This window comes from Variovorax fucosicus, assembly GCF_030316825.1.
GTDB classification, from domain to species: Bacteria; Pseudomonadota; Gammaproteobacteria; order Burkholderiales; family Burkholderiaceae_C; genus Variovorax; species Variovorax fucosicus.
Genome location: NZ_JASZYU010000004.1, coordinates 465,599 through 487,654 on the forward strand (window position 1 = coordinate 465,599; position 22,056 = coordinate 487,654).

24 protein-coding genes are annotated in these 22,056 nt (G+C 67.7%); 12 read left to right on the top strand and 12 right to left on the bottom strand.

Features of this window, described 5'->3' with window-relative positions:
• Positions 1–110 precede the first annotated feature (110 nt).
• A complete protein-coding gene (locus QTI05_RS24420; RefSeq protein ID WP_286620938.1) occupies positions 111–1,700 on the bottom strand; it encodes an esterase/lipase family protein in 1,590 nt (529 codons plus the stop codon).
• A gap of 199 nt (positions 1,701–1,899) precedes the next feature.
• Between QTI05_RS24420 and QTI05_RS24425 the strand changes: the two genes are divergently transcribed.
• Genes QTI05_RS24425 through QTI05_RS24445 form a run of 5 tightly spaced genes read left to right on the top strand, consistent with a single transcriptional unit; the run spans position 1,900 to position 6,104 of the window.
• Positions 1,900–2,907: an acyl-CoA dehydrogenase family protein gene (locus QTI05_RS24425; protein WP_286620940.1), complete on the top strand. Its 1,008-nt coding sequence runs from the start codon at positions 1,900–1,902 to the stop codon at positions 2,905–2,907.
• On the top strand, positions 2,895–3,662 hold the full coding sequence (locus QTI05_RS24430) for a PIG-L deacetylase family protein (protein ID WP_286620942.1): 768 nt from the start codon (positions 2,895–2,897) through the stop codon (positions 3,660–3,662). The genes QTI05_RS24425 and QTI05_RS24430 overlap by 13 nt, the downstream gene beginning before the upstream one ends.
• Positions 3,659–4,261, top strand: coding sequence for a class I SAM-dependent methyltransferase (locus QTI05_RS24435; protein WP_286620944.1), 603 nt, complete (start codon positions 3,659–3,661; stop codon positions 4,259–4,261). Before QTI05_RS24430 ends, QTI05_RS24435 begins: the two co-directional genes overlap by 4 nt.
• Positions 4,258–4,953: a glycosyltransferase family 2 protein gene (locus QTI05_RS24440; RefSeq protein WP_286545260.1), complete on the top strand. Its 696-nt coding sequence runs from the start codon at positions 4,258–4,260 to the stop codon at positions 4,951–4,953. Before QTI05_RS24435 ends, QTI05_RS24440 begins: the two co-directional genes overlap by 4 nt.
• A gap of 59 nt (positions 4,954–5,012) precedes the next feature.
• Positions 5,013–6,104 (top strand): MBL fold metallo-hydrolase, encoded by a 1,092-nt coding sequence (locus QTI05_RS24445; protein WP_286545262.1) that lies wholly within the window; start codon positions 5,013–5,015, stop codon positions 6,102–6,104.
• 1 nt (position 6,105) lies between these two features.
• Here QTI05_RS24445 and QTI05_RS24450 read toward each other — a convergent pair whose 3' ends face one another.
• The 4 genes from QTI05_RS24450 to QTI05_RS24465 form a co-directional block, all read right to left on the bottom strand.
• Positions 6,106–6,285, bottom strand: coding sequence for a hypothetical protein (locus QTI05_RS24450; protein ID WP_286620946.1), 180 nt, complete (start codon positions 6,283–6,285; stop codon positions 6,106–6,108).
• On the bottom strand, positions 6,285–8,675 hold the full coding sequence (gene parC, locus QTI05_RS24455) for a DNA topoisomerase IV subunit A (RefSeq protein WP_286620948.1): 2,391 nt from the start codon (positions 8,673–8,675) through the stop codon (positions 6,285–6,287). Before parC ends, QTI05_RS24450 begins: the two co-directional genes overlap by 1 nt.
• Before the next feature lie 36 nt (positions 8,676–8,711).
• A complete protein-coding gene (locus QTI05_RS24460) occupies positions 8,712–9,491 on the bottom strand; it encodes a lytic transglycosylase domain-containing protein (RefSeq protein WP_286620950.1) in 780 nt (259 codons plus the stop codon).
• 96 nt (positions 9,492–9,587) lie between these two features.
• The gene (locus tag QTI05_RS24465; protein WP_286545267.1) at positions 9,588–11,594 is read right to left on the bottom strand and encodes a DNA topoisomerase IV subunit B; all 2,007 of its coding nucleotides are present in this window, start codon (positions 11,592–11,594) and stop codon (positions 9,588–9,590) included.
• A 177-nt stretch (positions 11,595–11,771) separates the two neighbouring features.
• On the opposite strand from QTI05_RS24465, the gene QTI05_RS24470 reads away from it, so the two are divergent.
• From QTI05_RS24470 to QTI05_RS24495, 6 genes are all read left to right on the top strand, one after another.
• The gene (locus QTI05_RS24470; protein ID WP_286620952.1) at positions 11,772–12,992 is read left to right on the top strand and encodes an MFS transporter; all 1,221 of its coding nucleotides are present in this window, start codon (positions 11,772–11,774) and stop codon (positions 12,990–12,992) included.
• Positions 12,989–13,129 (top strand): hypothetical protein, encoded by a 141-nt coding sequence (locus tag QTI05_RS24475; RefSeq protein ID WP_286545271.1) that lies wholly within the window; start codon positions 12,989–12,991, stop codon positions 13,127–13,129. The genes QTI05_RS24470 and QTI05_RS24475 overlap by 4 nt, the downstream gene beginning before the upstream one ends.
• Before the next feature lie 5 nt (positions 13,130–13,134).
• Complete coding sequence (locus QTI05_RS24480) at positions 13,135–13,686, top strand: class I SAM-dependent methyltransferase (protein WP_286545450.1); 552 nt, start codon at positions 13,135–13,137, stop codon at positions 13,684–13,686.
• 33 nt (positions 13,687–13,719) lie between these two features.
• Entirely contained in the window at positions 13,720–14,610 is an 891-nt protein-coding gene (gene dapA, locus QTI05_RS24485) for a 4-hydroxy-tetrahydrodipicolinate synthase (protein ID WP_286620957.1), read from the top strand.
• 115 nt (positions 14,611–14,725) lie between these two features.
• Positions 14,726–15,814 (top strand): NlpB/DapX family lipoprotein, encoded by a 1,089-nt coding sequence (gene bamC, locus QTI05_RS24490; protein WP_286545275.1) that lies wholly within the window; start codon positions 14,726–14,728, stop codon positions 15,812–15,814.
• Between the two features lie 11 nt (positions 15,815–15,825).
• Positions 15,826–16,602, top strand: a complete 777-nt coding sequence (locus QTI05_RS24495) for an MBL fold metallo-hydrolase (protein WP_286545277.1) — start codon at positions 15,826–15,828, stop codon at positions 16,600–16,602.
• A gap of 65 nt (positions 16,603–16,667) precedes the next feature.
• Here the strand turns inward: QTI05_RS24495 and QTI05_RS24500 are convergent, their stop codons facing one another.
• The 3 genes from QTI05_RS24500 to QTI05_RS24510 form a co-directional block, all read right to left on the bottom strand.
• Positions 16,668–16,928: a hypothetical protein gene (locus QTI05_RS24500; RefSeq protein WP_286545279.1), complete on the bottom strand. Its 261-nt coding sequence runs from the start codon at positions 16,926–16,928 to the stop codon at positions 16,668–16,670.
• A 124-nt stretch (positions 16,929–17,052) separates the two neighbouring features.
• Positions 17,053–17,562, bottom strand: a complete 510-nt coding sequence (locus QTI05_RS24505; protein WP_286620959.1) for a hypothetical protein — start codon at positions 17,560–17,562, stop codon at positions 17,053–17,055.
• Entirely contained in the window at positions 17,549–18,694 is a 1,146-nt protein-coding gene (locus tag QTI05_RS24510; protein WP_286545281.1) for a JmjC domain-containing protein, read from the bottom strand. Before QTI05_RS24510 ends, QTI05_RS24505 begins: the two co-directional genes overlap by 14 nt.
• A gap of 14 nt (positions 18,695–18,708) precedes the next feature.
• Here QTI05_RS24510 and QTI05_RS24515 point away from each other — a divergent pair, with 14 nt between their 5' ends.
• Positions 18,709–19,233, top strand: coding sequence for an FKBP-type peptidyl-prolyl cis-trans isomerase (locus tag QTI05_RS24515; protein WP_286545282.1), 525 nt, complete (start codon positions 18,709–18,711; stop codon positions 19,231–19,233).
• Between the two features lie 20 nt (positions 19,234–19,253).
• On the opposite strand, the gene QTI05_RS24520 is transcribed toward QTI05_RS24515, so the two are convergent.
• From QTI05_RS24520 to coaBC, 4 genes are all read right to left on the bottom strand, one after another.
• Entirely contained in the window at positions 19,254–19,763 is a 510-nt protein-coding gene (locus QTI05_RS24520) for a glycine zipper 2TM domain-containing protein (RefSeq protein ID WP_286545284.1), read from the bottom strand.
• Between the two features lie 131 nt (positions 19,764–19,894).
• Entirely contained in the window at positions 19,895–20,341 is a 447-nt protein-coding gene (dut, locus tag QTI05_RS24525; RefSeq protein WP_286545286.1) for a dUTP diphosphatase, read from the bottom strand.
• Positions 20,338–20,778 (bottom strand): hypothetical protein, encoded by a 441-nt coding sequence (locus QTI05_RS24530; protein WP_286620977.1) that lies wholly within the window; start codon positions 20,776–20,778, stop codon positions 20,338–20,340. Before QTI05_RS24530 ends, dut begins: the two co-directional genes overlap by 4 nt.
• A complete protein-coding gene (coaBC, locus tag QTI05_RS24535) occupies positions 20,775–22,001 on the bottom strand; it encodes a bifunctional phosphopantothenoylcysteine decarboxylase/phosphopantothenate--cysteine ligase CoaBC (RefSeq protein ID WP_286620979.1) in 1,227 nt (408 codons plus the stop codon). Before coaBC ends, QTI05_RS24530 begins: the two co-directional genes overlap by 4 nt.
• Positions 22,002–22,056 lie beyond the last annotated feature (55 nt).

Below are 22,056 nucleotides of genomic sequence, written 5' to 3' on the forward strand. Positions count from 1 at the left end.
CCTCGGTGTCGAGCGTGAAATATTTCACGGTCGACCGAGGGCGGCAATTTGGCGGATGGTCTATGGCACAGGTAGGGGTGATAGGCGCACCTGCAGGTCAGGCTCACTCTTTAACGCCACGCACTCACCTCCAGCCGCACCTTGCCCGAGATGCCGGGTGCGGCCGGCGCCGCGCCCATGGTCGACAGCGGCACCACGAACTGCAGCTTGCCGTCGATCACTTCCTGGTAGCTGACCGGCAAGGTGGCGCGGCCGGCGGTGTCGGTTTGCCAGCCGTACTGCACCTGCCACTTTTTCGCCGGGTCGGCGGCCGTCGGCGGCGCGATCTCGATCACCAGGGTGTCGCGGAACAGCGAGCTGCCTTCGTAGTGGCCGTCGACCCAGAACTTCTTGTTGACCTGGTAGTCGGGCACGCGCACGCCGAGTGTCATCGCATAAGCCAGGGTCGGGCGATCCTGCTTCACACGCGCCTTGTTGGCGAGGAACACGGTCGACAGATAGATCGAGCGCTTTTCAGGCGTCGCCGGATTGGTCAGTTCCTTGTGGGTGCGGCAGGCGGGCGAATCTTCTTCGGCGATGCGCCGGCTCAGATACCAGCGCTTGCCGCGCGGTGCGGCCAGCAGTTCGACCTGGTAGAGCGCGTCGACATCGGCATCCTTCGGAATGTCGGGCGGCAGGCTGACGCCGTCGACGTCGAACCACAGGTCGACCCGAACGTCGCCGAACAGGAAGCGCACCAGGTTCTGGTACGCCTCTTCCGAATTCACGATGCCGAAGTAGCCCGAGTGCGAACGGTAGGTATAGGCGGTGGCCACCGGGCGTGTCTGCCCGGCCGGGTCGCGCGACCAGAGCGATGCGTTCTCGATGCGCACCAGCCCGTCGCTGCCGTGGCCCGCGAACATGCGCGACAGTCCCTTGGCCACCTCGTAGTCGCCGCGGTTGGAGCCGACCATGCAGAAAAACCGCTCCGGCGGAAACGCGGCCGGAGGCAGATAGTCCATGCGGCCGTCGACCGCCGGCGTGGCCAGAAACTCGGCCATCTTGTCGCGGTTGAAGGTGTTCATCTCGTTCAGCGTGAGCCAGCCAGGCACGTTGATGCCGCCCACGTCGATGCCGTTGTGCGGCGTGGCATAGGTGAACACCTTGTCGACACAGGCGCGCGCCGCGGCGTCGCCGAGCGCGGGGTTCTGCAGAAACGCACGCACCACCAGCCCGCCCATCGAATGCGCGACCAGGTAGCAGCGAAAGCCTTCGGGCCCCGGCGGGCCTTCGCGGGTCGCGACCAGTTCCTTCACGCGCAGGATCAGCTGGCTCAGCCCCTGCGCATAGAACTTGACGTCGCGTGCGCTGCCGTCGCCGAGCAGCCCGGAGCCGGCGTCGTAGTAGCGGTAGATGATCACCGAGGCGGCGGCAATGCCCTCCACGTCCTTGCCGGTTTCGTCGGGCGAGGGCTTCCAGTCTTCGTCGAGGATGTCGAGCCCGTTCTGGTAGACGCTGCGGTACTGGTAGTCGGCCAGCAGCCGCACCACCGGCGACTCGAACACGAACTTCTGCGCCGGCGCCTTCTTGTCGACCGTGGCGCGGTAGACGGTGGAGCCGACATTGAAACCGCAGAACGGATCGGCCGCCGTTTCGTCGCGCTCCGACTCGGTCATCGCGTAGCCGCGCACATAGATGATGGGGTAGCGCCTGTCGCTCATGGTGTCTCCTTTGCCGCGCGCCTCGCGGCCGAGCCCGACTGTGCCGGCCGCGCCCTGCGGCCGCCATAGCGCACACGGCTTAGGACGCCCGGCCAGCCGGCCCCGCTCCTACAGCGCGCGACGCTCTGCACCGACGGTTTGCCGGCGAGGCGCCACTTAGCTTCAGCTCGCCGCCAACGAAGAGACAAGAGACAACGCCATGCTTGCCCCTACCACCGACGATCCGTTCGCCCGTCTGCAACAGCAACACGGCCGCAGCCTCACGCTGGCGCACCTGGTCGCCGCAGGCCTCGATCAACTTCCGCTGCCCGGATCGGGCCGCACCCTCGCCCGCTGGCAACGGCTCGCTGCGGTGGCGGCGCACGACCTGCCGCTGGTCAAGCTGTTCGAAGGCCACACCGACGCGATCGCGATCCTGGCCGAACTCGACGGCCCGACGCCCGCGCCCGGCACCCGCTGGGGCACCTGGTGCGCCGAGCCGCCCGACGCCCGGCTGGCGTTTGCGCCCCTGGGCGAAGGGCCCGAGCTGCGCATCGACGGCACCAAGGCCTGGTGCTCCGGGGCGCCGAGCATGACCCATGCGGTGGTCAGTGGCTGGAACCTGGACGGCGAACCGTGCCTCGCAGCAGTGGCGCTCGACCAGCCCGGCGTGCGGGTCACCCACAACGGCTGGAAGGCGGTCGGCATGGCGGCGAGCGAAAGCGTCGATGTGCAGTTCGACAACGCACGCGGCCTGCAGGTTGGCACGCCCGGCGACTACACGCGCCGCCCGGGCTTCTGGCAAGGCGGCGCCGGCATTGCGGCCTGCTGGTTCGGCGGCGCGCTGGGCATCGCCACCATGACGCGCGACCTGTCGCGCGGCGCGAGCGACCCGCACCGGCTCGGCCATCTGGGTGCGATCGACGTGGCCATGGCAGGTGCGGCCGCCCTGTTGCGCGAAGCGGCTGCAGCCATCGATGCCCAGCCCGGCGCCAACGTGCAGGCGCTGACGCTGCGCACGCGCCTGGCCATCGAGGCGGCGGCCGAATCGGTGCTGCGCCATGCCGGCCGCGCACTCGGCGCCGGCCCGCTGTGCCGCAACGAACGCTTCGCGCATGCCATGGCCGACCTGCCGGTGTTCATGCGCCAGAGCCATGCGGAGCGCGATCTGGCCGCCCTCGGCCAGTGCCTGACCAACACCACGCAGGCCCTGTCATGGCAGCTGTGATGGACCACGACCGCCTGATCGACAGCGGCGAAGGTACGCCCGAAACGGATTGGCTGGCCTGGCCGGGCCTGGCGAGCATGGCGTCGGTGACCGCCGCAACACTCGCGCCCGACGGCTCGCGGGCCGTGGTGGTCGCGCCGCACCCGGACGACGAAGTGCTTTCCGTCGGCGGGCTGCTCGCGCAGCTCGCCGCGCTCCACCGCGAGATCTGCATCGTTGCCGTGACCGATGGCAGCGCCAGCCATCCGGGCTCCAGCGAATGGCCTGCCGACCAGCTGGCACGCATCCGCCCGATCGAAAGCCAGCGCGCGCTGCAACGGCTCGGCGTGCCCGAAGCGCCCGTGCGGCTCGGCTTGCCGGATGGCGGGCTGCTGGCGCTGCGCAGTCTGCTGGCCGACCGCCTGTTGCCGCTGCTGCGCCCGGGCGATGTGGTCTTCACCACCTGGCGCATGGACGGTCATCCCGACCACGAGGCATGCGGCCACGCCTGCGCGTTTGCGGCCGCACGCGTCGGTGCCCGGCTGGTCGAGGTGCCGGTGTGGGCCTGGCACTGGGCCCGGCCCGGCGACGCCCGCATGCCCTGGCGGCGCGCGCGTCGCGTCACGCTCGGCGCCGACGCCGCGCGCCGCAAGCGCCAGGCGGTTCAGGCCTTCAAGAGCCAGTTAGCGTCCGACCCTTCCACCGGCGCTGGCCCGATCCTGCGCAACAGCACGGTGGCGCGCGCGGCGCGGCCGTTCGAGGTGCTGTTCGCATGAGCGACAAGAAGGGCTACTTCGAAGGCCTGTACGGCGCGGACGAAGACCCGTACGCGCTGCGCACCCGCTGGTACGAACAGCGCAAGCGCGCCGTGCTGATGGCCGCGCTGCCGCACGCGCGCTATGCGCGGGCCTACGAGCCAGGTTGTGGCGCGGCCGAACTCACGGTGGAGCTCGCGCAGCGCTGCGACGCCGTGCTGGCGAGCGATTTTTCCGAACATGCATTGGCGGTGGCCCGCCGTCGCACCGCCGGCCTGCCCAACGTGCAGATCGTGCAGCAGCGGCTGCCGGCCGACTGGCCGCGCGACGCTGCGCCGTTCGACGTGATCGTGCTCAGTGAGGTCGGTTACTTTCTGGATGCACGGGCGATGCAGCAGCTTGCCGAAGATTGCGATGCGTCACTCGCCGTCGACGGCACGCTGGTCGCCTGCGACTGGCGACCCGACTTCGCGGAACGCGCCCTGCCGACCGCGCAGGTGCATGCCGCACTGGCCGGGCTCGGCTTGGCCCGGCTCGTCCTCCACGACGAAGCCGACTTCCTGCTGCAGGTCTGGTGCCGCACCCCGCACTCGGTCGCGCAGCGCGAAGGCATCCGATGATCGGCATCGTCATTCCGGCCCACAACGAGGCCGGGTACATCGGTGCCACGCTCAGCGCCGTGCGGCTGGCCGCGGCGCATGCGGATCTCGGCGGCGAGCCGGTGCGCACGGTGGTGGTGCTCGACAGCTGCAGCGACGCTACCGCGACCGTTGCGAGGCAGCACGACGTATGCACGCTCGAAGTGTCCGCGCGCAACGTCGGCCGCGCGCGCGCCGCCGGCGCCCAATGGCTGCTGGACGAAGGCGCGCGCTGGCTGGCCTTCACCGATGCCGACACCATCGTCTCGCCGCAATGGCTTGTGCACCAGCTCGCGCTCGACGCCGATGCGGTGTGCGGCTCGGTCGGCATCGACGACTGGTCGCCGCACGCCGAACACGACGTGTTGATCCGCACGCACTTCGAGCGCACCTACACCGACGCGGACGGGCACCGCCACATCCATGGCGCCAACCTCGGCGTGTCGGCCGAGGCGTACCGGCGTGTCGGCGGCTTCGCGCCGCTGGCCTGCAGTGAAGACGTGGCGCTGGTGGCCGCGCTGGAACAGGCCGGCGCGCGCATCGCCTGGAGTGCAGCGCCGCGTGTGGCGACCAGCGCACGCAGGGATGCACGGGCGCGCGGCGGCTTCGGCGACGCGCTTCTGGCCGCGATCGCGGCCGGCCTGGCTGCCACGGAACCACCGCTGGCAGCCTGAAACCATTGAAGAGGCGGTTTTGGGTAAGCTGGTGCGACCCGAGTCCATCCGCCACTTCCATGCACCTTGCCCCATTCGCCGCCCGCCTTCTTCTGCTCGCCGTGGCTGGCCTGCTCGTCGCAGGCTGCAGCAACACCAGCGGCTGCGAGGCACGCTACGCGGCGTCGCCGCAGTTCAAGGGCTGCACGTTCCAGAACCTGCCCAACCCGGAGGCCCTGCCCTCGGCCGGAACCTGGAAGATCTGGTCGCGCTTCCTCTTCGCCGGCAAGGTCGACACGGTGCCGGTCGATCCAATCCCGGTGCAGCCGCTGACCACCGCGCAGCTCGAGGCGCTCGACCCGCAGGCCAACCACGTGGTGCGGCTGGGCCACTCGTCGCATCTGCTCAAGCTGCGCGGCAAGTTCTGGCTGATCGATCCGGTGTTCGGCGAGCGCGTTTCGCCTTTCAGCTTCATCGGGCCGCGGCGCTTTCACAAGCCGCCGCTCACGCTGGAACAGCTGCCGCCGATCGAAGGCCTGATCCTTTCGCACGACCACTACGACCATCTGGACGTGCCGACCATCGAGTACCTGGCCAAGCGGGTGCAGCGCTACTTCGTGCCGCTGGGCGTGAAAGCCCGGCTGGTCGAGATGGGTGTGCCGCCCGAGCGCATCGAGGAATTCGACTGGTGGCAGGCCGGCGCGCACGACGGCGTGCAGCTCACCGCCGCGCCGTCGCAGCATTTCTCCGGCCGCACGCTGAACGACCGCGACCGCACGCTGTGGGCCTCATGGGTGATCCAAAGCGGCACGCAGCGCATCTTCTACAGCGGCGACTCGGGCTACTTCGGCGGCTTCAAGCAGATCGGCGAGCGCTTCGGCGGCTTCGACCTGGCGCTGCTGGAGAACGGCGCCTACGACGCCTACTGGCCCGCCGTGCACATGACGCCCGAGCAGACCGTGCAGGCCTTCCGGGACTTGCGCGGCAAGGTGCTGTTCTCGGTGCACAACAGCACCTTCGACCTGGCCTTCCACACCTGGCACGACCCGCTGGACCGCATCGCGGATCTGTCGGCAGCGCAGCAGATCGAGCTGGCCACGCCGGTGATCGGCGAAGTCCTGACGGTGGGTGCGCCGCGCAAGAACGTGCGCTGGTGGGCAGGACTGAAATGATTCAGCGTTGCTCGCGCCGCTCGCGTGCACGCCGAACCTGGCGGCTCTGCACGGCTTCTGCCATCGCACGCTCGCGCGCGGCCTTTTTCTCGCGCCGGCCACGCGACAGCCAGCGGCCGACGAAGAAGCTGGCCAGGCCGCTGATCACGGCGATCACGATGGCGAGGGTTCCGACTTCCATCACTGCACCCGCACGATGCTGGCCGGCTTGAAGCCGAGGTCGGCCGCCTTGCCCTTGCGCGCGCGGGCGGCGCGTGCGTTGTTCAGCGTGCGGATCTCCAGCGTTTCCTCGCGCTCCTTGCCGCCGCGGCCGATGCCTTCGATCTTTACGCTGCGTGTGTAGGCCGCGGCACCCGCGAGGGTGTCCTTGGCTTCGAGGTCGATCAGCGTCAAACCGCGACCGCCCTTGGGAAGGCTTTTCAGTTCGCTGATGTCGAAGGTCAGGATGCGGCCGCCGGTCGAGGCGCAGGCCACATGCGTCGCGGCCGGCAACGGCTCGGCGCCGCTCGCGCCGCCGACCAGCGAGGGCCGGCACAGCTGCTCGCCTTCGCCCACGTCGATGAAGGCCTTGCCGCCGCGCTGGCGCGAGATCATGTTCTCGACCGCGGCGATGAAGCCGTAGCCGCCGGTGTTGGACAGCAACAGGTTCGCGCCGAGCGGGCCGGCGAAATAATGCGCCACGTGCGTGCCGCTGTCGAGGTCGATCAACGTGGTCACCGGCTGGCCATCGCCGCGGCCGCCCGGCAGCGAGGCCACCGGCACGGTATAGACGCGCACGCCCTTGTCCTTGGCGGTGCCGAACACCAGCAACGTGTCGACCGTGCGGCATTCGAATGCGCCATACAGCGCATCGCCGGACTTGAAGCTGTATTCCGGCGCGGGCGCACCGGCGGCGCGCTCGCTGGCCCAGCCCTTCTGCGCACGCACCCAGCCCTTCTGCGACACGATCACGGTGACCGGCTCGTCGACCACCTTGACCTCGGCCACGGCGCGCTTCTCGGCCTGGATCAGCGTGCGGCGCGGGTCTTCGAAGGTCTTGGCGTCGGACTCGATTTCCTTCACCAGCAGACGGCGCAGCGCGGCCGGGCTGCCGAGGATGTCTTCGAGCTTCTTCTGGTCTTCGCGCAGGCCTTTGAGCTCCTGCTCGATCTTGATTGCTTCGAGCCGCGCGAGCTGGCGCAAGCGGATCTCGAGAATGTCTTCGGCCTGGCGGTCACTCAGGTTGAAACGCGCGATCAAGGCGGCCTTCGGGTCGTCCGCGGCGCGGATGATCGCGATCACCTCGTCGATGTTGAGCAGCACCAGCTGCCGGCCTTCGAGGATGTGGATGCGGTCGAGCACCTTGTCGAGCCGATGGCGCGAGCGCTTTTCGACCGTGATCTCGCGGAACGCGATCCACTCGTTGAGCATCTGGCGCAGCGACTTCTGCGTCGGCTTGCCGTCGATGCCGACCATCGTGAGGTTGATCGGCGACGAGGTCTCGAGCGAGGTCTGCGCCAGCAAGGTGGTGATGAAGTCCTCCTGGCTGATGCGCGAGGTCTTGGGCTCGAACACCAGGCGCACGGCCGCATCCTTGCTGGACTCGTCGCGCACCACGTCGAGCATCGAGAGGATGGCGGCCTTGAGCTGGGTCTGCTCGGCCGAGAGCGCCTTCTTGCCGGCACGCACCTTTGGGTTCGTGAGCTCTTCGATTTCTTCCAGCACCTTCTGCGTGCTGACACCCGGCGGCAGTTCGTTGACCACGAGCTGCCACTGCCCGCGCGCCAGGTCTTCGATCTTCCAGCGCGCGCGCACCTTGAGCGAGCCGCGGCCCGTGCGATACGCCTCGGCAATGTCGGAAGCCGCGCTGATGATCTGCGCGCCGCCCGGGTAGTCCGGGCCGGGCACGATGGCGAAGAGTTCTTCTTCGCTCAGCTTGCCGTTGCTCTTGATGAGCGCGACGCAGGCGTCGGCGATCTCGCGCAGGTTGTGGCTCGGGATCTCGGTGGCCAGGCCGACCGCGATGCCGCTCGCGCCGTTGAGCAGCGTGAACGGCAGGCGTGCCGGCAGCAGCCGCGGCTCGATGGTCGAGCCGTCGTAGTTGGGAATGAAGTCGACCGTGCCTTCGTCGATCTCGTCGAGCAGCAGGCTGGTGATGCGGGCCAGCCGCGCCTCGGTGTAGCGCATGGCCGCGGCGCCGTCGCCGTCGCGGCTGCCGAAATTGCCCTGGCCGTCGACCAGCGGATAGCGCTGCGAAAAATCCTGCGCCATGCGCACCAGCGCGTCGTAGGCGGCCTGGTCGCTGTGCGGGTGGAAGCGGCCCAGCACGTCGCCGACCACGCGCGCGCTCTTGACCGGCTTGGCACCGACCGTGCCGTTGGCGCCACCGAAGCCCAGGCCCATGCGCGACATCGAATAGAGGATGCGGCGCTGCACCGGTTTCTGGCCATCCGACACGTCGGGCAATGCGCGGCCCTTGACCACGCTGAGCGCGTATTCGAGGTAGGCCTGCTGGGCGTAGTCGGCCAGCGTGATGCCGTTGCCGTCGTCGGGCGGCGGAAGGTCGAGCATCGGTTGGGAGGTATCGTCCATGGGTCTGTCTGTCGTCGGTTCTTCAAAAAATCGGGGTCACTCGGCCGGCAGGCTCGGCATGCGCGGCGCACCGTCCGGCGGCGGCAGATTGCCACGGCCCAGCGCGCCGCCCTGCGGCACCCCGAGCTCCATCCGGATGCGCCCCGGCAACTTGCCGCCGCTGCGGCCCACGGCAACGCGCGCGCCGGGCTTTAGGTAGGCATAGAGCTGCAGCACCGTCTTCACGTAGTTCTGCGTCTCGCGGTAGTTCGGAATCTTGTTGCCGGCGCGTTGCACCGCGCCCTCGCCCGCGTTGTAGGCGGCCAATGCGAGTTCGATTTCGCCGGGAAACATCGCGATCAGGTCGCCCAGGTAGCGCGAGCCGGCGGTGATGTTGATGCGCGGGTCGTAGAGCTTGCTCTCCAGCGAACGCCGTTTGTCGGCCTGCACGCCGTAGCGCTGCGCGGTCGCGGGCATCAGTTGCATGAGCCCGATCGCACCCTTGGGCGACACGGCCTGGGCATCGAAGCCCGACTCGGTTGCAATCAGGGCCTGCAGCAGTTCGTAGTCGATCGCATGGCGCTTCGAGGCGTCCTGCAAGGCGCTCTTGGCGCTCTTGTAGTTGGGTGATTTTTCGAACAGCGCGAGCAGCGTTTGCGAGGCAGGCGGCAGCTTGCCGGTGCCGGCACCGAGCCCGCGGCCCATCGGCGCCAGGCCCTCGGCCGTGTCGAAGTTCTGGCCGCCCCGAAAGAAGAGCTGGTAGCGCTCGTCGAGCTTTTCGGCCGCGAAATGCGCCACGCCCTTGTCGTCGACATAGCCGTAGATGTCGGCCGCCATCGCGCCTTGCTGCGAAATCAATAGCAGCAAGCCCAGTAACAGCGAACGGAAAAGGCCGGAAAGATTCACAAGATCGAGGGTCGCCTGATGGCGGGCTCAAACGTCGATTTCGACATCGTCGCCACGGAGCTCCATCAGATCACGTCTTGCGGCCGCTTCGCCTTTACCCATGAGCTTGGTGATCTCTCCCTGGGTCTGCGTGAAGTCGAGCCGGCCGAGCTGCACCTGGAGCAGGCGGCGCGTATCCGGATTGAGCGTTGTTTCCCAGAGTTGTTCCGCACTCATTTCGCCCAGGCCCTTGAAGCGGCTGATGCTCCAGGCACCTTCGCGCACGCCGTCCTTGCGCAATTTGTCGAGCGTGGCGGTCAGTTCGCCCTCGTCCAGCGCATAGACCTTGGAGGCCGGCTTCTTGCCGCGCGCCGGCGCATCGACGCGAAACAATGGCGGCTTTGCGACATAGACGTGGCCGGCTTCAATGAGTTTCGGAAAGTGCCGGAAGAACAGCGTGAGCAGCAGCACCTGGATGTGCGAGCCGTCGACGTCGGCATCGGAGAGGATGCAGACCTTGCCGTAGCGCAGGCCGCTCATGTCGGGCGTGTCGTTCGGGCCGTGCGGGTCGACGCCGACGGCGACCGAGATGTCGTGAATTTCGGTGTTGGCGAACAGGCGGTCGCGCTCGACCTCCCAGGTGTTGAGCACCTTGCCGCGCAGCGGCAGGATCGCCTGCGACTCCTTGTCGCGTCCCATCTTGGCGCTGCCGCCGGCCGAGTCGCCCTCGACCAGGAACACCTCGTTGTGGCTGATGTCCTTGCTCTCGCAATCGGTCAGCTTGCCGGGCAGCACGGCCACGCCGGAGCCCTTGCGCTTCTCGACCTTCTGGCCAGCCTTCTGGCGCGTCTGCGCGGCCTTGATGGCCAGCTCGGCCAGCTTCTTGCCGTAGTCGACGTGCTGGTTGAGCCACAGCTCGAGCGCGGGGCGCACGAAGCTGGACACCAGCCGCACCGCGTCGCGCGAATTCAGGCGTTCCTTGATCTGGCCCTGGAACTGCGGATCGAGCACCTTGGCGCTCAGCACATAGGAAGCGCGGGCGAACACGTCTTCGGGCAGCAGCTTCACGCCCTTGGGCAGCAGCGAGTGCAGCTCGATGAAGCCCTTCACGGCCGTGAAGAGACCGTCGCGCAGGCCGCTTTCGTGCGTGCCGCCGGCGCTGGTGGGAATCAGGTTGACGTAGCTCTCTCGCACCGGCTGGCCGTCTTCGGTGAAGGCCACGCACCATTCGGCGCCCTCGCCTTCGGCAAAGTTGTCGGCGTTCTTGTCGGCATGGCCGGCGCCTTCGAACAAGGGGATCACCGGCTCGCCGTTGAGCGTCTGCATCAGGTAGTCGCGCAGGCCGCCCTTGTAGAGCCACTGCTGCGTCTCCTTGGTCTTCTCGAGCACCAGCGTGACGGTCACGCCCGGCATCAGCACCGCCTTGCTGCGCAGCAAGTGGGTCAGCTCGTTGATCGGCAGTGTCGGCGACTCGAAATACTTGGCATCGGGCCAGGCACGCACCGTGGTGCCCTGCTTGCGGTCGCGGCCGCCTTCGGCGTTGGCGCTGCCGCCGCTTTCCTGGGGCCGGATCTGCAGCGGCTCGATCACGTCGCCGGCCGAAAACGCGAGCTGGGCCACCGAGCCCTCGCGGTACGAGATCACTTCGAGCCGCTTCGACAGCGCATTGGTCACCGACACGCCCACGCCATGCAGGCCGCCCGAGAAGCTGTAGGCGCCGCCCGAACCCTTGTCGAACTTGCCGCCCGCGTGCAGCCGGGTGAACACCAGTTCGACCACCGGTGCCTTTTCTTCGGGGTGCAGGCCGAACGGAATGCCGCGGCCATCGTCTTCGATGCTGACCGAGCCATCGGTGTGCAGGGTGACCTTGATCTTCTTGCCGTAGCCCGCGAGCGCCTCGTCGGCCGCGTTGTCGAGCACTTCCTGGATGATGTGCAGCGGGTTGTCGGTGCGGGTGTACATGCCCGGGCGCTGCTTGACGGGCTCGAGGCCCTTAAGGACGCGGATCGAGCCTTCGGAATACGCTTGCGGTGTTGTCTTGCTGGGGGTTGCCATGGGGGCGGATTGTATGCGTCGCCTCACCAAAAACCTGTATGGGCATACAGATTGGGCGCTGCAACAGGCATTCGAGCGGCATTGATGCGGTGCAGGCATCAATAGCGCGCAGATTCCTCAGCAATGGCTGTCGCGCAACCGTCTGCGCGCGGCGGCGCTTCCGGCTACATTGCCCGGATGACCGCCCCCGCCCGCCCCCTCTCGATCGCGCAGGTGCTGCTGTGCGGCGCCATGATCGTCACCCTCTCGATGGGCATCCGCCACGGCTTCGGGCTCTGGCTGCAGCCGATCACGCAGGCGCAGGACTGGAGCCGGCAAACCTTCTCGTTCGCGCTGGCCATCCAGAATCTTTCGTGGGGCATCTTCGGCGTGTTCGCGGGCATGCTGGCCGACAAATTCGGCGCGTTCCGGGTGTTGATCGGCGGCGCGGTGTTCTATGCGCTGGGGCTGTTCGGCATGGCGCATTCGCCCACGCCACTGCTCTTCACGCTGAGCGCGGGCGTGCTGATCGGCGCGGCGCAGGCAGGCACGACCTATGCGGTGATCTACGGCGTGATCGGGCGGCAGATTCCGGCCGAGCGGCGCTCGTGGGCCATGGGCGTGGCGGCGGCGGCCGGCTCGTTCGGGCAGTTCCTGATGGCGCCCATCGAGGGCCGGCTGATCGGCCACCTGGGCTGGCAGACCGCGCTCGCCGTGCTGGCGGTGCTGGTGCTGGTGATCATCCCGCTGGCCTTCGGCCTGCGCGAACCGAAGACGGCAGCGCTGGCCGGGCACCGCGAACAGTCGGTGCTGCAGGCGGTGGGCGAGGCTTTCCGCTATCCGAGCTTCGGCCTGCTGATGGCGGGGTACTTCGTCTGCGGCTTCCAGCTGGCGTTCATCGGCATCCACATGCCGACCTACCTGCGCGACCGCAGCCTGCCGGCCGACGTGGCGGGCTATGCGCTGGCGCTGATCGGGCTGTTCAACGTGTTCGGCACCTACACGGTCGGTTTGCTGGGGCAGACGCTGGCCAAGCGCAAGATCCTCGCGGCGATCTACTTCGCACGGGCGGTGTCGATCGCGCTGTTCCTGCTGGCGCCGATCTCGCCGCTCAGCGTGTATGTGTTCTCGGCGGCGATGGGCTTCCTGTGGCTGTCCACCGTGCCCGCGACCAATGCGATCGTGGCGGGCATCTTCGGCGTGGCGCATCTGTCGATGCTCAGCGGCTTCGTGTTCCTGAGCCATCAGGTCGGCTCGTTCCTGGGCGTGTGGCTCGGCGGCTATCTGTACGACACCACGGGCAGCTACGACATCGTCTGGTACATCTCGATTGCGCTGGGCGTGTTCGCGGCGCTGATCAACCTGCCGGTGAAGGAGCGCGCAATCGTGCGCACCGCGCAGCAGCCGGCCGCGGCATGACGTTGCAGACCCGCCACCGCATCCTGCACGCCGGCGCCTGGCTGGCGGCTGCCGCGGCGCTGGGTGGCGTCTTTGCGCTCTATACGCGGCCTGACTTTCTGGTGCAGATGGTCGACCAGATCTGGGCCTGCTTTTGAGCGGGCTGCACGGTTCGGGCGCGCCGTCCGCCTGGGTGGCGCGCTGGTCGCACCTCGTGCCGCCCGGCGGCACGGTGCTCGACGTGGCTTGCGGTGCCGGGCGTCACATGCGCTGGTTTGCCGGGCGCGGGCACGCCGTCACGGGGGTCGACCGGGCGCCGGAAGCGGTAGCCGCCGCTTCGCACTTCGGCCAGGTGCTGCAGGCCGACATCGAGGCCGGCCCATGGCCATTTGCCGGCCGGCAGTTCGATGCGGTGATCGTCATCCATTACCTCTGGCGCGCGCGGCTGCCCGACATCGTGGCCGCCGTGGCGCCGGGCGGCGTGCTGCTGTACGAAACCTTCGCTGCCGGCAACGAAACGGTGGGCAAACCATCGCGTCCCGACTTCCTGCTGCAGCCGGGTGAGCTGCTGAGCGCGAGCGCCGGGTTGCGCGTTGTCGGCTACGAGGACGGCTTTCTGCCTGATCCCGACCGCTTCGTCCAGCGCATCGCTGCGGTGCGGGTGGCCGGCGCCTCGCCGCGCCACCTGCTCGGGGTGCCGTCGGCCAGTCATTAGAATGTCTGCTTTTCGTCCCATAAAGAGACCCCCTTGGATCAACTGACTGGCAGCATCGTCGCGCTCGTCACGCCGATGCACGAAGACGGCAGTGTCGACTACCCCGCCCTGCGCCGGCTGATCGACTGGCACATCGACGAAGGCACCGACTGCCTTGGCGTCGTCGGCACGACCGGAGAATCTCCGACGGTCGACGTCGAGGAGCACTGCGAAATCATCCGTGTCTCGGTCGAGCAGGCCAAAGGCCGCGTGCCCGTGATGGCCGGCTGCGGCGCCAACTCGACCAAAGAGGCGATCGAGCTCGCCAAATTCGCCCGGGGCGTGGGCGCCGACTCGCAATTGCAGGTCGTGCCCTACTACAACAAGCCGACCCAGGAAGGCCAGTACCAGCACTTCAAGGCGATCGCCGAAGCCGTTGGCGACCTGCCCACCGTGCTTTACAACGTGCCCGGCCGCACCGTGGCCGATATGGCACACGACACCGTGCTGCGTCTCGCGCAGGTGCCGGGCATCATCGGCATCAAGGAGGCGACCGGCAACATCGAGCGCGCCCAGTGGCTCATCCGCGACCTGCCGAAAAGCTTCGCCGTGTATTCGGGCGACGACCCCACCGCCGTGGCACTCATGCTGTGCGGCGGCCAGGGCAACATCAGCGTCACGGCCAACGTGGCGCCGCGCAAGATGCACGAGCTCTGCATGGCCGCGATTGCCGGCGACGTCAAGACCGCGATGCGCATCCAGTTCGAGCTGATGCCGCTGCACCGCAATCTGTTCGTCGAGCCCAACCCCATCCCGCTCAAGTGGGCGATGGCACGGCTGGCACTGTGCGGCGGCACCCTGCGGCTGCCGTTGACCGAACTCGCCGAGGGCAGCCGACCGGCGGTCGAGGCGGCCCTGCGCGCCACCGGCCTGCTCAAGGATTGACCATCGACATCCTGCCGACCGCCGAAGCCGGCAACCTTTTGCCGGCCTTCGACTCTGACGTGGCGGACGCCGCACGCGTTCATTGAATTTCAGACATTCCACAAGGAAGACGACGTTGAAAACCATTTCGCGACTTGCCCTGCTCGGCCTCGTGGCCAGCCTCGCCGCCTGCTCTGCACTGGAGCCCGACAAGATCGACTACAAAAGCGCCGGCAAAGCCCCGACGCTCGAGGTGCCACCGGATCTGACCCAGCTCTCGCGTGAAAACCGCTACGCGCTGCCCGGCGCACCGGTGTCGGCCAATTCGTACCAGGCCGGGGTTGCCAATGCACCCGGCCAACCCACGGCCGTGTCGTCCGTCGGCGATGTCCGTATGGAACGCTCGGGCGCAGAACGCTGGATCGTGGTCAACCGTCCGGCCGACAAGCTCTGGGAACCGGTGCGCGACTTCTGGCAGGAAAGCGGATTCCTGCTGACCACCGACCAGCGCAACCTCGGCATCATGGAAACCGATTGGGCCGAGAACCGCGCCAAGCTGCCGCAGGACATCATCCGCAGCACGCTCGGCAAGCTGGTCGACACGGTCTACTCGACCGGCGAACTGGATCGCTTCCGCACGCGCATGGAACGCACGGCCAGCGGCGGCACCGAGATCTTCATCAGCCATCGCGGCATGGAAGAGGTCTACAGCACGTCGCGCAAGGATCAGACGATCTGGCAGCCGCGAAAGAGCGACCCCGAGCTCGAAGCTGAATTCCTGCGCCGCCTGATGGTCAAGCTCGGCGTTTCGCAAGAGCAGTCGAAGGCCCTGATGGCCGCCGGCCCGGTGGTGCAAACCTCGCGCATCAGCAACGTGGGCGGTCAGCCCGTGGTGCAGATCAGCGAAGGCTTCGAGCGCGCCTGGCGCCGTGTTGGCCTGGCGCTGGATCGCACCGGCTTCACGGTGGAAGACCGCGACCGCGCCGCCGGCACCTACTTCGTGCGCTACATCCCGCCGAACCCCGACAAGAAAGAACCCGGCTTCTTCTCCAAGCTGATCACCTTCGGCCAGGCCGGCAAGGCCGACGCACCGCTCAAGTTCCGCATCCAGGTCAAGAGCCAGGGCGAAGCAAGCACGGTGTCGGTGCAGAACGAAGCCGGTGCACCCGAGACCTCGGCGAACGCCCAGCGTATCGTTCAGGTCATTGCAGACGACCTCAAGTAGCCGGTTCGCCGATGCTTCGCTTCCGAAGCCTCGGTAGCGGCAGCACCGGCAACGCCACGCTGGTCGAGGCGACCAGCGGCGGCCGCACCACCCGCCTGCTGGTCGATTGCGGCTTCGGGCTCAAGCACCTCGATGCACGGCTTGGCCGCGCCGGGCTCCTGGCGCGCCAGATCGATGCGGTGTTCATCACGCACGAGCACGGCGATCACATCGGCTGCGCCCATGCGTTGTCGCGGCGCGACCGCATTCCCGTGTGGATGAGCGAAGGCACCTGGCTCGCGACCGGTGGGCGCGACTTCGAGGGACGCCTAAACCTTGCACGCGATGGCGCCGAGATCGCGGTGGGCGACCTGGCGCTGCAACCCTTCACCGTCCCGCACGATGCACGCGAGCCGTTGCAGCTGGTCTGCACCGACGGTGCACGCCGGCTCGGCGTGCTGACCGATCTGGGCCATGCAACGCCCTATGTGCTGGCGCGGCTGGCCGGGCTCGACGCCCTGCTGCTCGAATGCAATCACGATGGCGATCTGCTCGCGCAGTCGGCCTACCCCGCTTTCCTCAAACAGCGCGTCGGCGGCAACTACGGGCACCTGTCGAACACGGCTGCCGCGGACATCGCGCGCGCCGTGCTCCACGACGGACTGCGCCACGTGGTGGCAGCGCATCTGAGCGAGCAGAACAACCGGCCCGACATCGTGCGGCGCGTGCTGGCCGAAGCGCTGGGCGCCAACGAGGACGAGATCCTGACCGCCAGCGCGGCGGACGGCTCGCCTTGGCTCGATCTCTGACGGCATGAAAAAAGCCGCCAACCGGCGGCTTTACTGTCAGGCGCTGGTGCGCGCCCAGCCTTGCGTCACTTGGGCGCGCTGGCGGCGTCCTTGGCAGCTTGCGTGGCCTTGTTGGCTTCTTCGAGTGCGGCGGCCGAGCCTGGCGCGGGCGTTGCAGCCGGCGGGGTGGCGGTAGCGTCGGGAGCCGGCGCGGCGGGCGCTGCAGCAGGCGGGGTTACGACCACGGGCGGCGGCGTCACGATGGCCGGTGCAGCCTCTTCCTTTTTGCCGCAGGCACTCAGTGCAGCAACGGCAATCAACGAGGCAAGCAGGACGGACTTTTTCATGGAGGCTCCTTTGGTGATGGCAAGAGCAAAAAATTCTAGCCCTCGATGCTGACCGGACGCCCTTCCCACTCGCGATTCGCGGCATTGGCTGACAGCGGCTGTAACCCCATGTTTTACGTGGGTGCTAAAGCCCGAGTGTCGAAGCCGGAAAGGCAGGCCGGCCATGGCGCAGGCATTCGTCGATGGCTTCGCGCAATCCACGTCGGCGCTCCGGTTCGGTGCCGCAAACACCGCGATCGTGGTCGAGGTCGATGCGGCGCAGGCACCAGGTCGGCGTCCAGATAGCGCTCGGCACCAGCGGCAGGCCCGGGCCATGGCAAGCCCGCGCATCGATGATGTGGCTCCAGCTCTGGCGCCAGCTCACGAATCGTGCGTGCTCGCGCTCGAACACCCTGAAATGCTGTGCCAGCAGTACGAGCTGGCGCCCTGATGCGGCCCAGGCCTGCAGTGCTTCGATGGCGGCGCGCTCACCGAGCGGCCAGTCGGCAAAGTCGGGGTCGCTGAACACGATCTCACGCCAGTTCTGCTGCGCCGCTTCGGCCATCGCGGTCTTCAGATGGGCATGAAAAGCCTGCCGGCCATCGAACGGCCCTTCCGGCAGCGGCGCGGACGCGCCTTCTTCAGGCGGCAGCATGCAACCACCCCGCTTCGCACCAGTCTTCGAGCAGCGCCAGCGCGTCGTCGCTGGCACGCACCAGCTCGCGCGCGGCCAGCCCTCGCTGATCTGCCAGGCGACGCATCAACGTGGCATCGCGGCCAGCGGCCCGAAAGCTCTCGCCGTTGATGTAGAGATGCCGCGTGTCGTAGAGCATGCGGCTGCGCCGGTCGAGCGCCACGCCACGGGTGACGTCACCCGCCTCACCGTTCTCGAACCACACATTGGACTTGGGCTCGGTCATCGATTCACCGAGCGCACGGTCGATGGCATCGGGGTCGCGCAGGCCCGCGAGCACCGCCTCGCGCGCGAAGGCCTGCAATGCGGCCGGCATGGCGGCCGGCGTTTCGACCGCGGGCTGGGCCGGGTCGCGGTAGCGCGGCGGTGCAGCGCGACCGGATGGTTCTCCCAGCTCGTCGGCCTGCGCTTCGGCGATGCGCACCAGCAGATCGGCGGCCAACGCATCGGCCGCCGGCGCACGCAGCCCGATCGAGCAGGTCATGCAGTCGCCACCGACTGCCACGCCGTCGTGGGCATAGCGCGGCGGCAGGTACAGCATGTCGCCGGCCTCGAGCACAAAGCTTTGTTCAGGCACGAAGTGCTCGAGGATCTTGAGCGGCACGTTCTTCTGCAGGGTCAGATCCCGCTGCCGGCCGATCGACCAGCGGCGCCGACCCGATGCCTGCAGCAGGAACACGTCATAGCTGTCGAAATGGGCGCCGACGCCACCGCCGTCGCTCGCATAGCTGATCATGAGGTCATCCAGCCGCGCGTCTGGCACGAAACGAAACTGCTGCAACAGCGCGTGAACGTTGTCGTCGTGCGTGTCGACGCCTTGCACCAGCAGCGTCCATCCGGGTTGCGTGGTCGCAGGCAGCGCGCGCCGCGGCAGCGGCCCATGGCGCAGCGTCCAGCCCTTGGCGGCGTGCCGGATCAGGCGCGATTCGACATCGTCGCGCGCCGCCAGTTCGAACAGTGCACTGCGTGTGATCGGCGCCGCCATGGCCGGTACGGCCTGCCGAACCAGCAGCGGTTTCTTCTGCCAATGGCGCCGCATGAATTGCGCAGCGCTGAGGCCGCCAAGCAGGCTCAGGGGTTGTGTGGTCTCCATGGGAGAATTCTGCAATGGAAATCTCTGAACAATGCGTGGTCGGCCTGACCTGGACGCTGAAAGATACGCTCGGCGAAGTACTGGATGTGCTCGACGACCCGGTGGAATTTCTCGTGGGCGGCGACGACCTGTTCGATGCCATCGAAGCGGCGCTGCAAGGCCATGAGCCCGGCGCCAAGGTGCAGTTGCAACTGGAGCCCGAGCAGGGCTTCGGCGACTTCAACGACCAGTTGCTGTTTCTCGAGCCGAGGTCACTCTTTCCCGAAGGCACCGAGGAAGGCATGACCTTCGATGGCGCCGCCCTGCCGCACGGCGTGAGCGCGCAGATGCCCAAGGACGCGATCTATACGGTGACCGAGGTGTATCCGGAGCATCTGGTGCTCGACGGCAACCATCCGCTGGCCGGTATCGCGATCCGTCTCGAATTGACCGTGCGCTCGGTGCGCGAGGCAACCGAAGACGAGATCGGCCGGGGCACGGCCGGCACCGGATTCTTCAAGGTGCCGTCGATGGCGCCGGGCAACGACCTGCTGCACTGAGCGCAGGCCGGGCCGGTAGGTCAGTAGCGGGAGATCTGCCCGTTGTCGATGCGCACCCGCTCCCCGATGCGCAAGTCGCCGGGATGCGGAACATCGAAGACGCGGTAGGCGCCGTTGTCGGTTTGCACCGAAACGCGATAGCTCTCGTAGACGCGCGGCGCGTTGTTCTGCGCCTCGATCGCATTGCCCAGCAGGGCTCCGCCAACGACCCCGAGTGCGGTGGCAGCGCCGCGGCCGCCGCCACGGCCGAACTGATTGCCCACCACGCCGCCGATCACCCCACCCGCCACGGCACCGCCGCCACTGGTGCCATAGCCCTGGGTTTGCGAACGCAGCACCTCGATATTGGCGATATGGCCGAACTCGGCGTAGGCGCCCGGCTGCGCGGCATAAGGATACGGCGCGGCCTGCGCCGGCTGGTACGGATAGCGGCTGGTGTGATAGATCGGCGCCGGCGCGACGCAGGCCGTCAAGGTGGCCAACGCCAGCAGCGATGCGGCAAGAGGGATGAAACGCGGAATTTTTTTCATGATGGAGTGTTCCTCGAAGCTGTGCAGGTATATCCAACGCACCAGCGCTCGATCAGATGACCTGCACCGGTTCGAGCCATCGGAACGCGCCGGGTTCCGCGCTTTACGCAGTGCTTGTGTCTTGCCCGCGGCTAGTGTTTGCCCGTGGAGCCGTAGCCGCCCTCGCCCCGCTCCGACGCGGCAAATTCGTTCACCACATTGAACTGCGCCTGCACCACCGGAACGATCACCAACTGCGCGAGCCGCTCCATCGGCTGCAGCACAAAGGGCGTGTCGCTGCGGTTCCAGGCGCTGATCTTGAGTTCGCCCTGGTAATCGCTGTCGATCAGGCCCACGAGGTTGCCCAGCACGATGCCGTGCTTGTGGCCCAGCCCGGAGCGGGGCAGGATCAGCGCCGCATAGCCAGGGTCGGCCAGATGGATCGCGATGCCGGTGCCGACCAGTTGCCAAGCATTGGGCTCGAGCGTGATCGGCGCATCGAGGCAGGCACGCAGATCGAGGCCAGCGCTGCCGGGCGTCGCATAGGCCGGAAGCTGAGCCGCCATGCGTGCATCGAGAATTCGTACATCCACTTTCACTTGCGAGGTCTTTCCTGTTGTTGTCGGGCGAGTTGTTCAAGCCATTCGCGCAGGCTGCCGGCACCGGGCGGCAGCGCCTTGCGCCAGAGATTGCGGGCCAGCGCAATGCCGCCCACGAACACGGCGAACAGCACCACGAACGGCGCGCCGCTTGCCATCAGCACCAGCAGCAGAAAGACCCAGCCGATGGCGATGCCGAGCAGGACTTTTCGCGTCACCGCTGCGGGATCGGGCGGCGGCACGCTGCCGGGAGCACCGACCGCCGGCGCGGCGGAATGCATCACGCCGCTCTGGGGTGCCGACGACGGCGTCATGCCGACATCGAGTCCGTGTTCATTCGAGGTCGGCGCGCGCTTCGGGCGCGTGGCCTCGGCTGCGAGCTGCTCGACCAGCCGGGCGAAGTCACCATCCGGTGGGGTATTTCCTTGGGTGTTCATGGCGGACTCCGGGTTGGCAGACGCGCGGCGATTTCGGCCACCAACTGGCGCGCGAGCACCAGCTTGGTGGCACGCGGCAGCTCGCGCACGCCGTTCGCATCGACCAGCAGCAGGCTGTTGTGGTCTTGCCCGAAAGTCAGCGGGCCGATGTTGCCCACCAGCAGCGGAATGCCCTTGCGCTCGCGCTTGGCGCTGGCATGGGCCACCAGGTTCTCGCTCTCGGCAGCAAAGCCCACGCAGAACAGCGCACCGCTCTGCGCGCGCTGGCTCTTGGCCAGCGTGGCCAGGATGTCGGGGTTCTCCACGAAGTGCAGCACCGGAGGCTGGCCGCTGCCGTCTTTCTTGATCTTCTGTTCGCTGTGCGAGGCCGGGCGCCAGTCGGCCACCGCGGCCGTTGCGACAAAAACCGTCGCACTCTGCGCCCGATCGACGGCGCTTTCGAGCATCTCCTGCGCCGAAAGCACGTCGATGCGGCCGACCCCGCGCGGGGTCGGCTGGCTGACCGGGCCAGCGATCAATGTGACCTCGGCGCCTGCCTCACGCGCCGCCCGCGCGATCGCAAAGCCCATCTTGCCGGACGAATGGTTGGTGATGCCGCGGATCGGATCGAGCGCCTCGAAGGTCGGCCCGGCCGTCACCAGCACATGCTGGCCGGCCAGCAGCTTGGGCTGGAAATGGGCCACGATGTCTTCCAGCAACTGAATCGGCTCGAGCATGCGGCCGTCGCCGGTTTCGCCGCAAGCCTGGTCGCCGGTGCCCACGCCCAGCGCGATCGCGCCGTCGGCCTGCACCTGTGCCAGGTTGCGCTGCGTCGCCGGGTGCGACCACATCTCGCGGTTCATGGCGGGGGCGATCAGCAGCGGCACGCGTTCCGCCGGCCGGGCCAGGCACAGCAGGCTCAGCAGTTCGTCGGCGCGCCCCTGCACCAGCCGCGCGATGAAGTCGGCGCTGCAGGGCGCCAGCACTATCGCGTCGGCCTCGCGGCTCAGGTTGATGTGCGGCATGTTGTTGGCTTCGCGCGCATCCCATTGCGAGCCATAGACCGGGCGGCCCGACAGCGCCTGCATCGTGACCGGCGTGATGAACTGCTCTGCCGCCTCGGTCATCACCACCTGCACCGTGGCACCGGCCTTGGTCAGCAGCCGGCACAGTTCGGCCGACTTGTAGCAGGCGATGCCGCCGGTGAGTCCGAGGACGATGTGTTTGCCTGAGAGGTCTTGCATGCCGGCAGTTTAAGTGGCCGCACCTATAATCAGCATTTCCCACTGCCCGGACTTG

Excerpts from the sequence above, each read along its gene's own strand:
- QTI05_RS24475 (WP_286545271.1), top strand. The coding sequence starts at position 12,989 with ATGACGTTGCAGACCCGCCACCGCATCCTGCACGCCGGCGCCTGGCTG.
- QTI05_RS24470 (WP_286620952.1), top strand. The coding sequence starts at position 11,772 with ATGACCGCCCCCGCCCGCCCCCTCTCGATCGCGCAGGTGCTGCTGTGC.
- QTI05_RS24430 (WP_286620942.1), top strand. The coding sequence starts at position 2,895 with ATGGCAGCTGTGATGGACCACGACCGCCTGATCGACAGCGGCGAAGGT.
- QTI05_RS24530 (WP_286620977.1), bottom strand. The coding sequence starts at position 20,778 with ATGAACACCCAAGGAAATACCCCACCGGATGGTGACTTCGCCCGGCTG.
- QTI05_RS24495 (WP_286545277.1), top strand. The coding sequence starts at position 15,826 with ATGCTTCGCTTCCGAAGCCTCGGTAGCGGCAGCACCGGCAACGCCACG.
- QTI05_RS24440 (WP_286545260.1), top strand. The coding sequence starts at position 4,258 with ATGATCGGCATCGTCATTCCGGCCCACAACGAGGCCGGGTACATCGGT.
- QTI05_RS24510 (WP_286545281.1), bottom strand. The coding sequence starts at position 18,694 with ATGGAGACCACACAACCCCTGAGCCTGCTTGGCGGCCTCAGCGCTGCG.
- QTI05_RS24420 (WP_286620938.1), bottom strand. The coding sequence starts at position 1,700 with ATGAGCGACAGGCGCTACCCCATCATCTATGTGCGCGGCTACGCGATG.
- QTI05_RS24515 (WP_286545282.1), top strand. The coding sequence starts at position 18,709 with ATGGAAATCTCTGAACAATGCGTGGTCGGCCTGACCTGGACGCTGAAA.
- QTI05_RS24500 (WP_286545279.1), bottom strand. The coding sequence starts at position 16,928 with ATGAAAAAGTCCGTCCTGCTTGCCTCGTTGATTGCCGTTGCTGCACTG.
- QTI05_RS24425 (WP_286620940.1), top strand. The coding sequence starts at position 1,900 with ATGCTTGCCCCTACCACCGACGATCCGTTCGCCCGTCTGCAACAGCAA.
- QTI05_RS24520 (WP_286545284.1), bottom strand. The coding sequence starts at position 19,763 with ATGAAAAAAATTCCGCGTTTCATCCCTCTTGCCGCATCGCTGCTGGCG.
- QTI05_RS24435 (WP_286620944.1), top strand. The coding sequence starts at position 3,659 with ATGAGCGACAAGAAGGGCTACTTCGAAGGCCTGTACGGCGCGGACGAA.
- QTI05_RS24445 (WP_286545262.1), top strand. The coding sequence starts at position 5,013 with ATGCACCTTGCCCCATTCGCCGCCCGCCTTCTTCTGCTCGCCGTGGCT.
- QTI05_RS24460 (WP_286620950.1), bottom strand. The coding sequence starts at position 9,491 with ATGGCGGCCGACATCTACGGCTATGTCGACGACAAGGGCGTGGCGCAT.
- QTI05_RS24450 (WP_286620946.1), bottom strand. The coding sequence starts at position 6,285 with ATGGAAGTCGGAACCCTCGCCATCGTGATCGCCGTGATCAGCGGCCTG.
- QTI05_RS24505 (WP_286620959.1), bottom strand. The coding sequence starts at position 17,562 with ATGCTGCCGCCTGAAGAAGGCGCGTCCGCGCCGCTGCCGGAAGGGCCG.
- QTI05_RS24465 (WP_286545267.1), bottom strand. The coding sequence starts at position 11,594 with ATGGCAACCCCCAGCAAGACAACACCGCAAGCGTATTCCGAAGGCTCG.
- coaBC (WP_286620979.1), bottom strand. The coding sequence starts at position 22,001 with ATGCAAGACCTCTCAGGCAAACACATCGTCCTCGGACTCACCGGCGGC.
- parC (WP_286620948.1), bottom strand. The coding sequence starts at position 8,675 with ATGGACGATACCTCCCAACCGATGCTCGACCTTCCGCCGCCCGACGAC.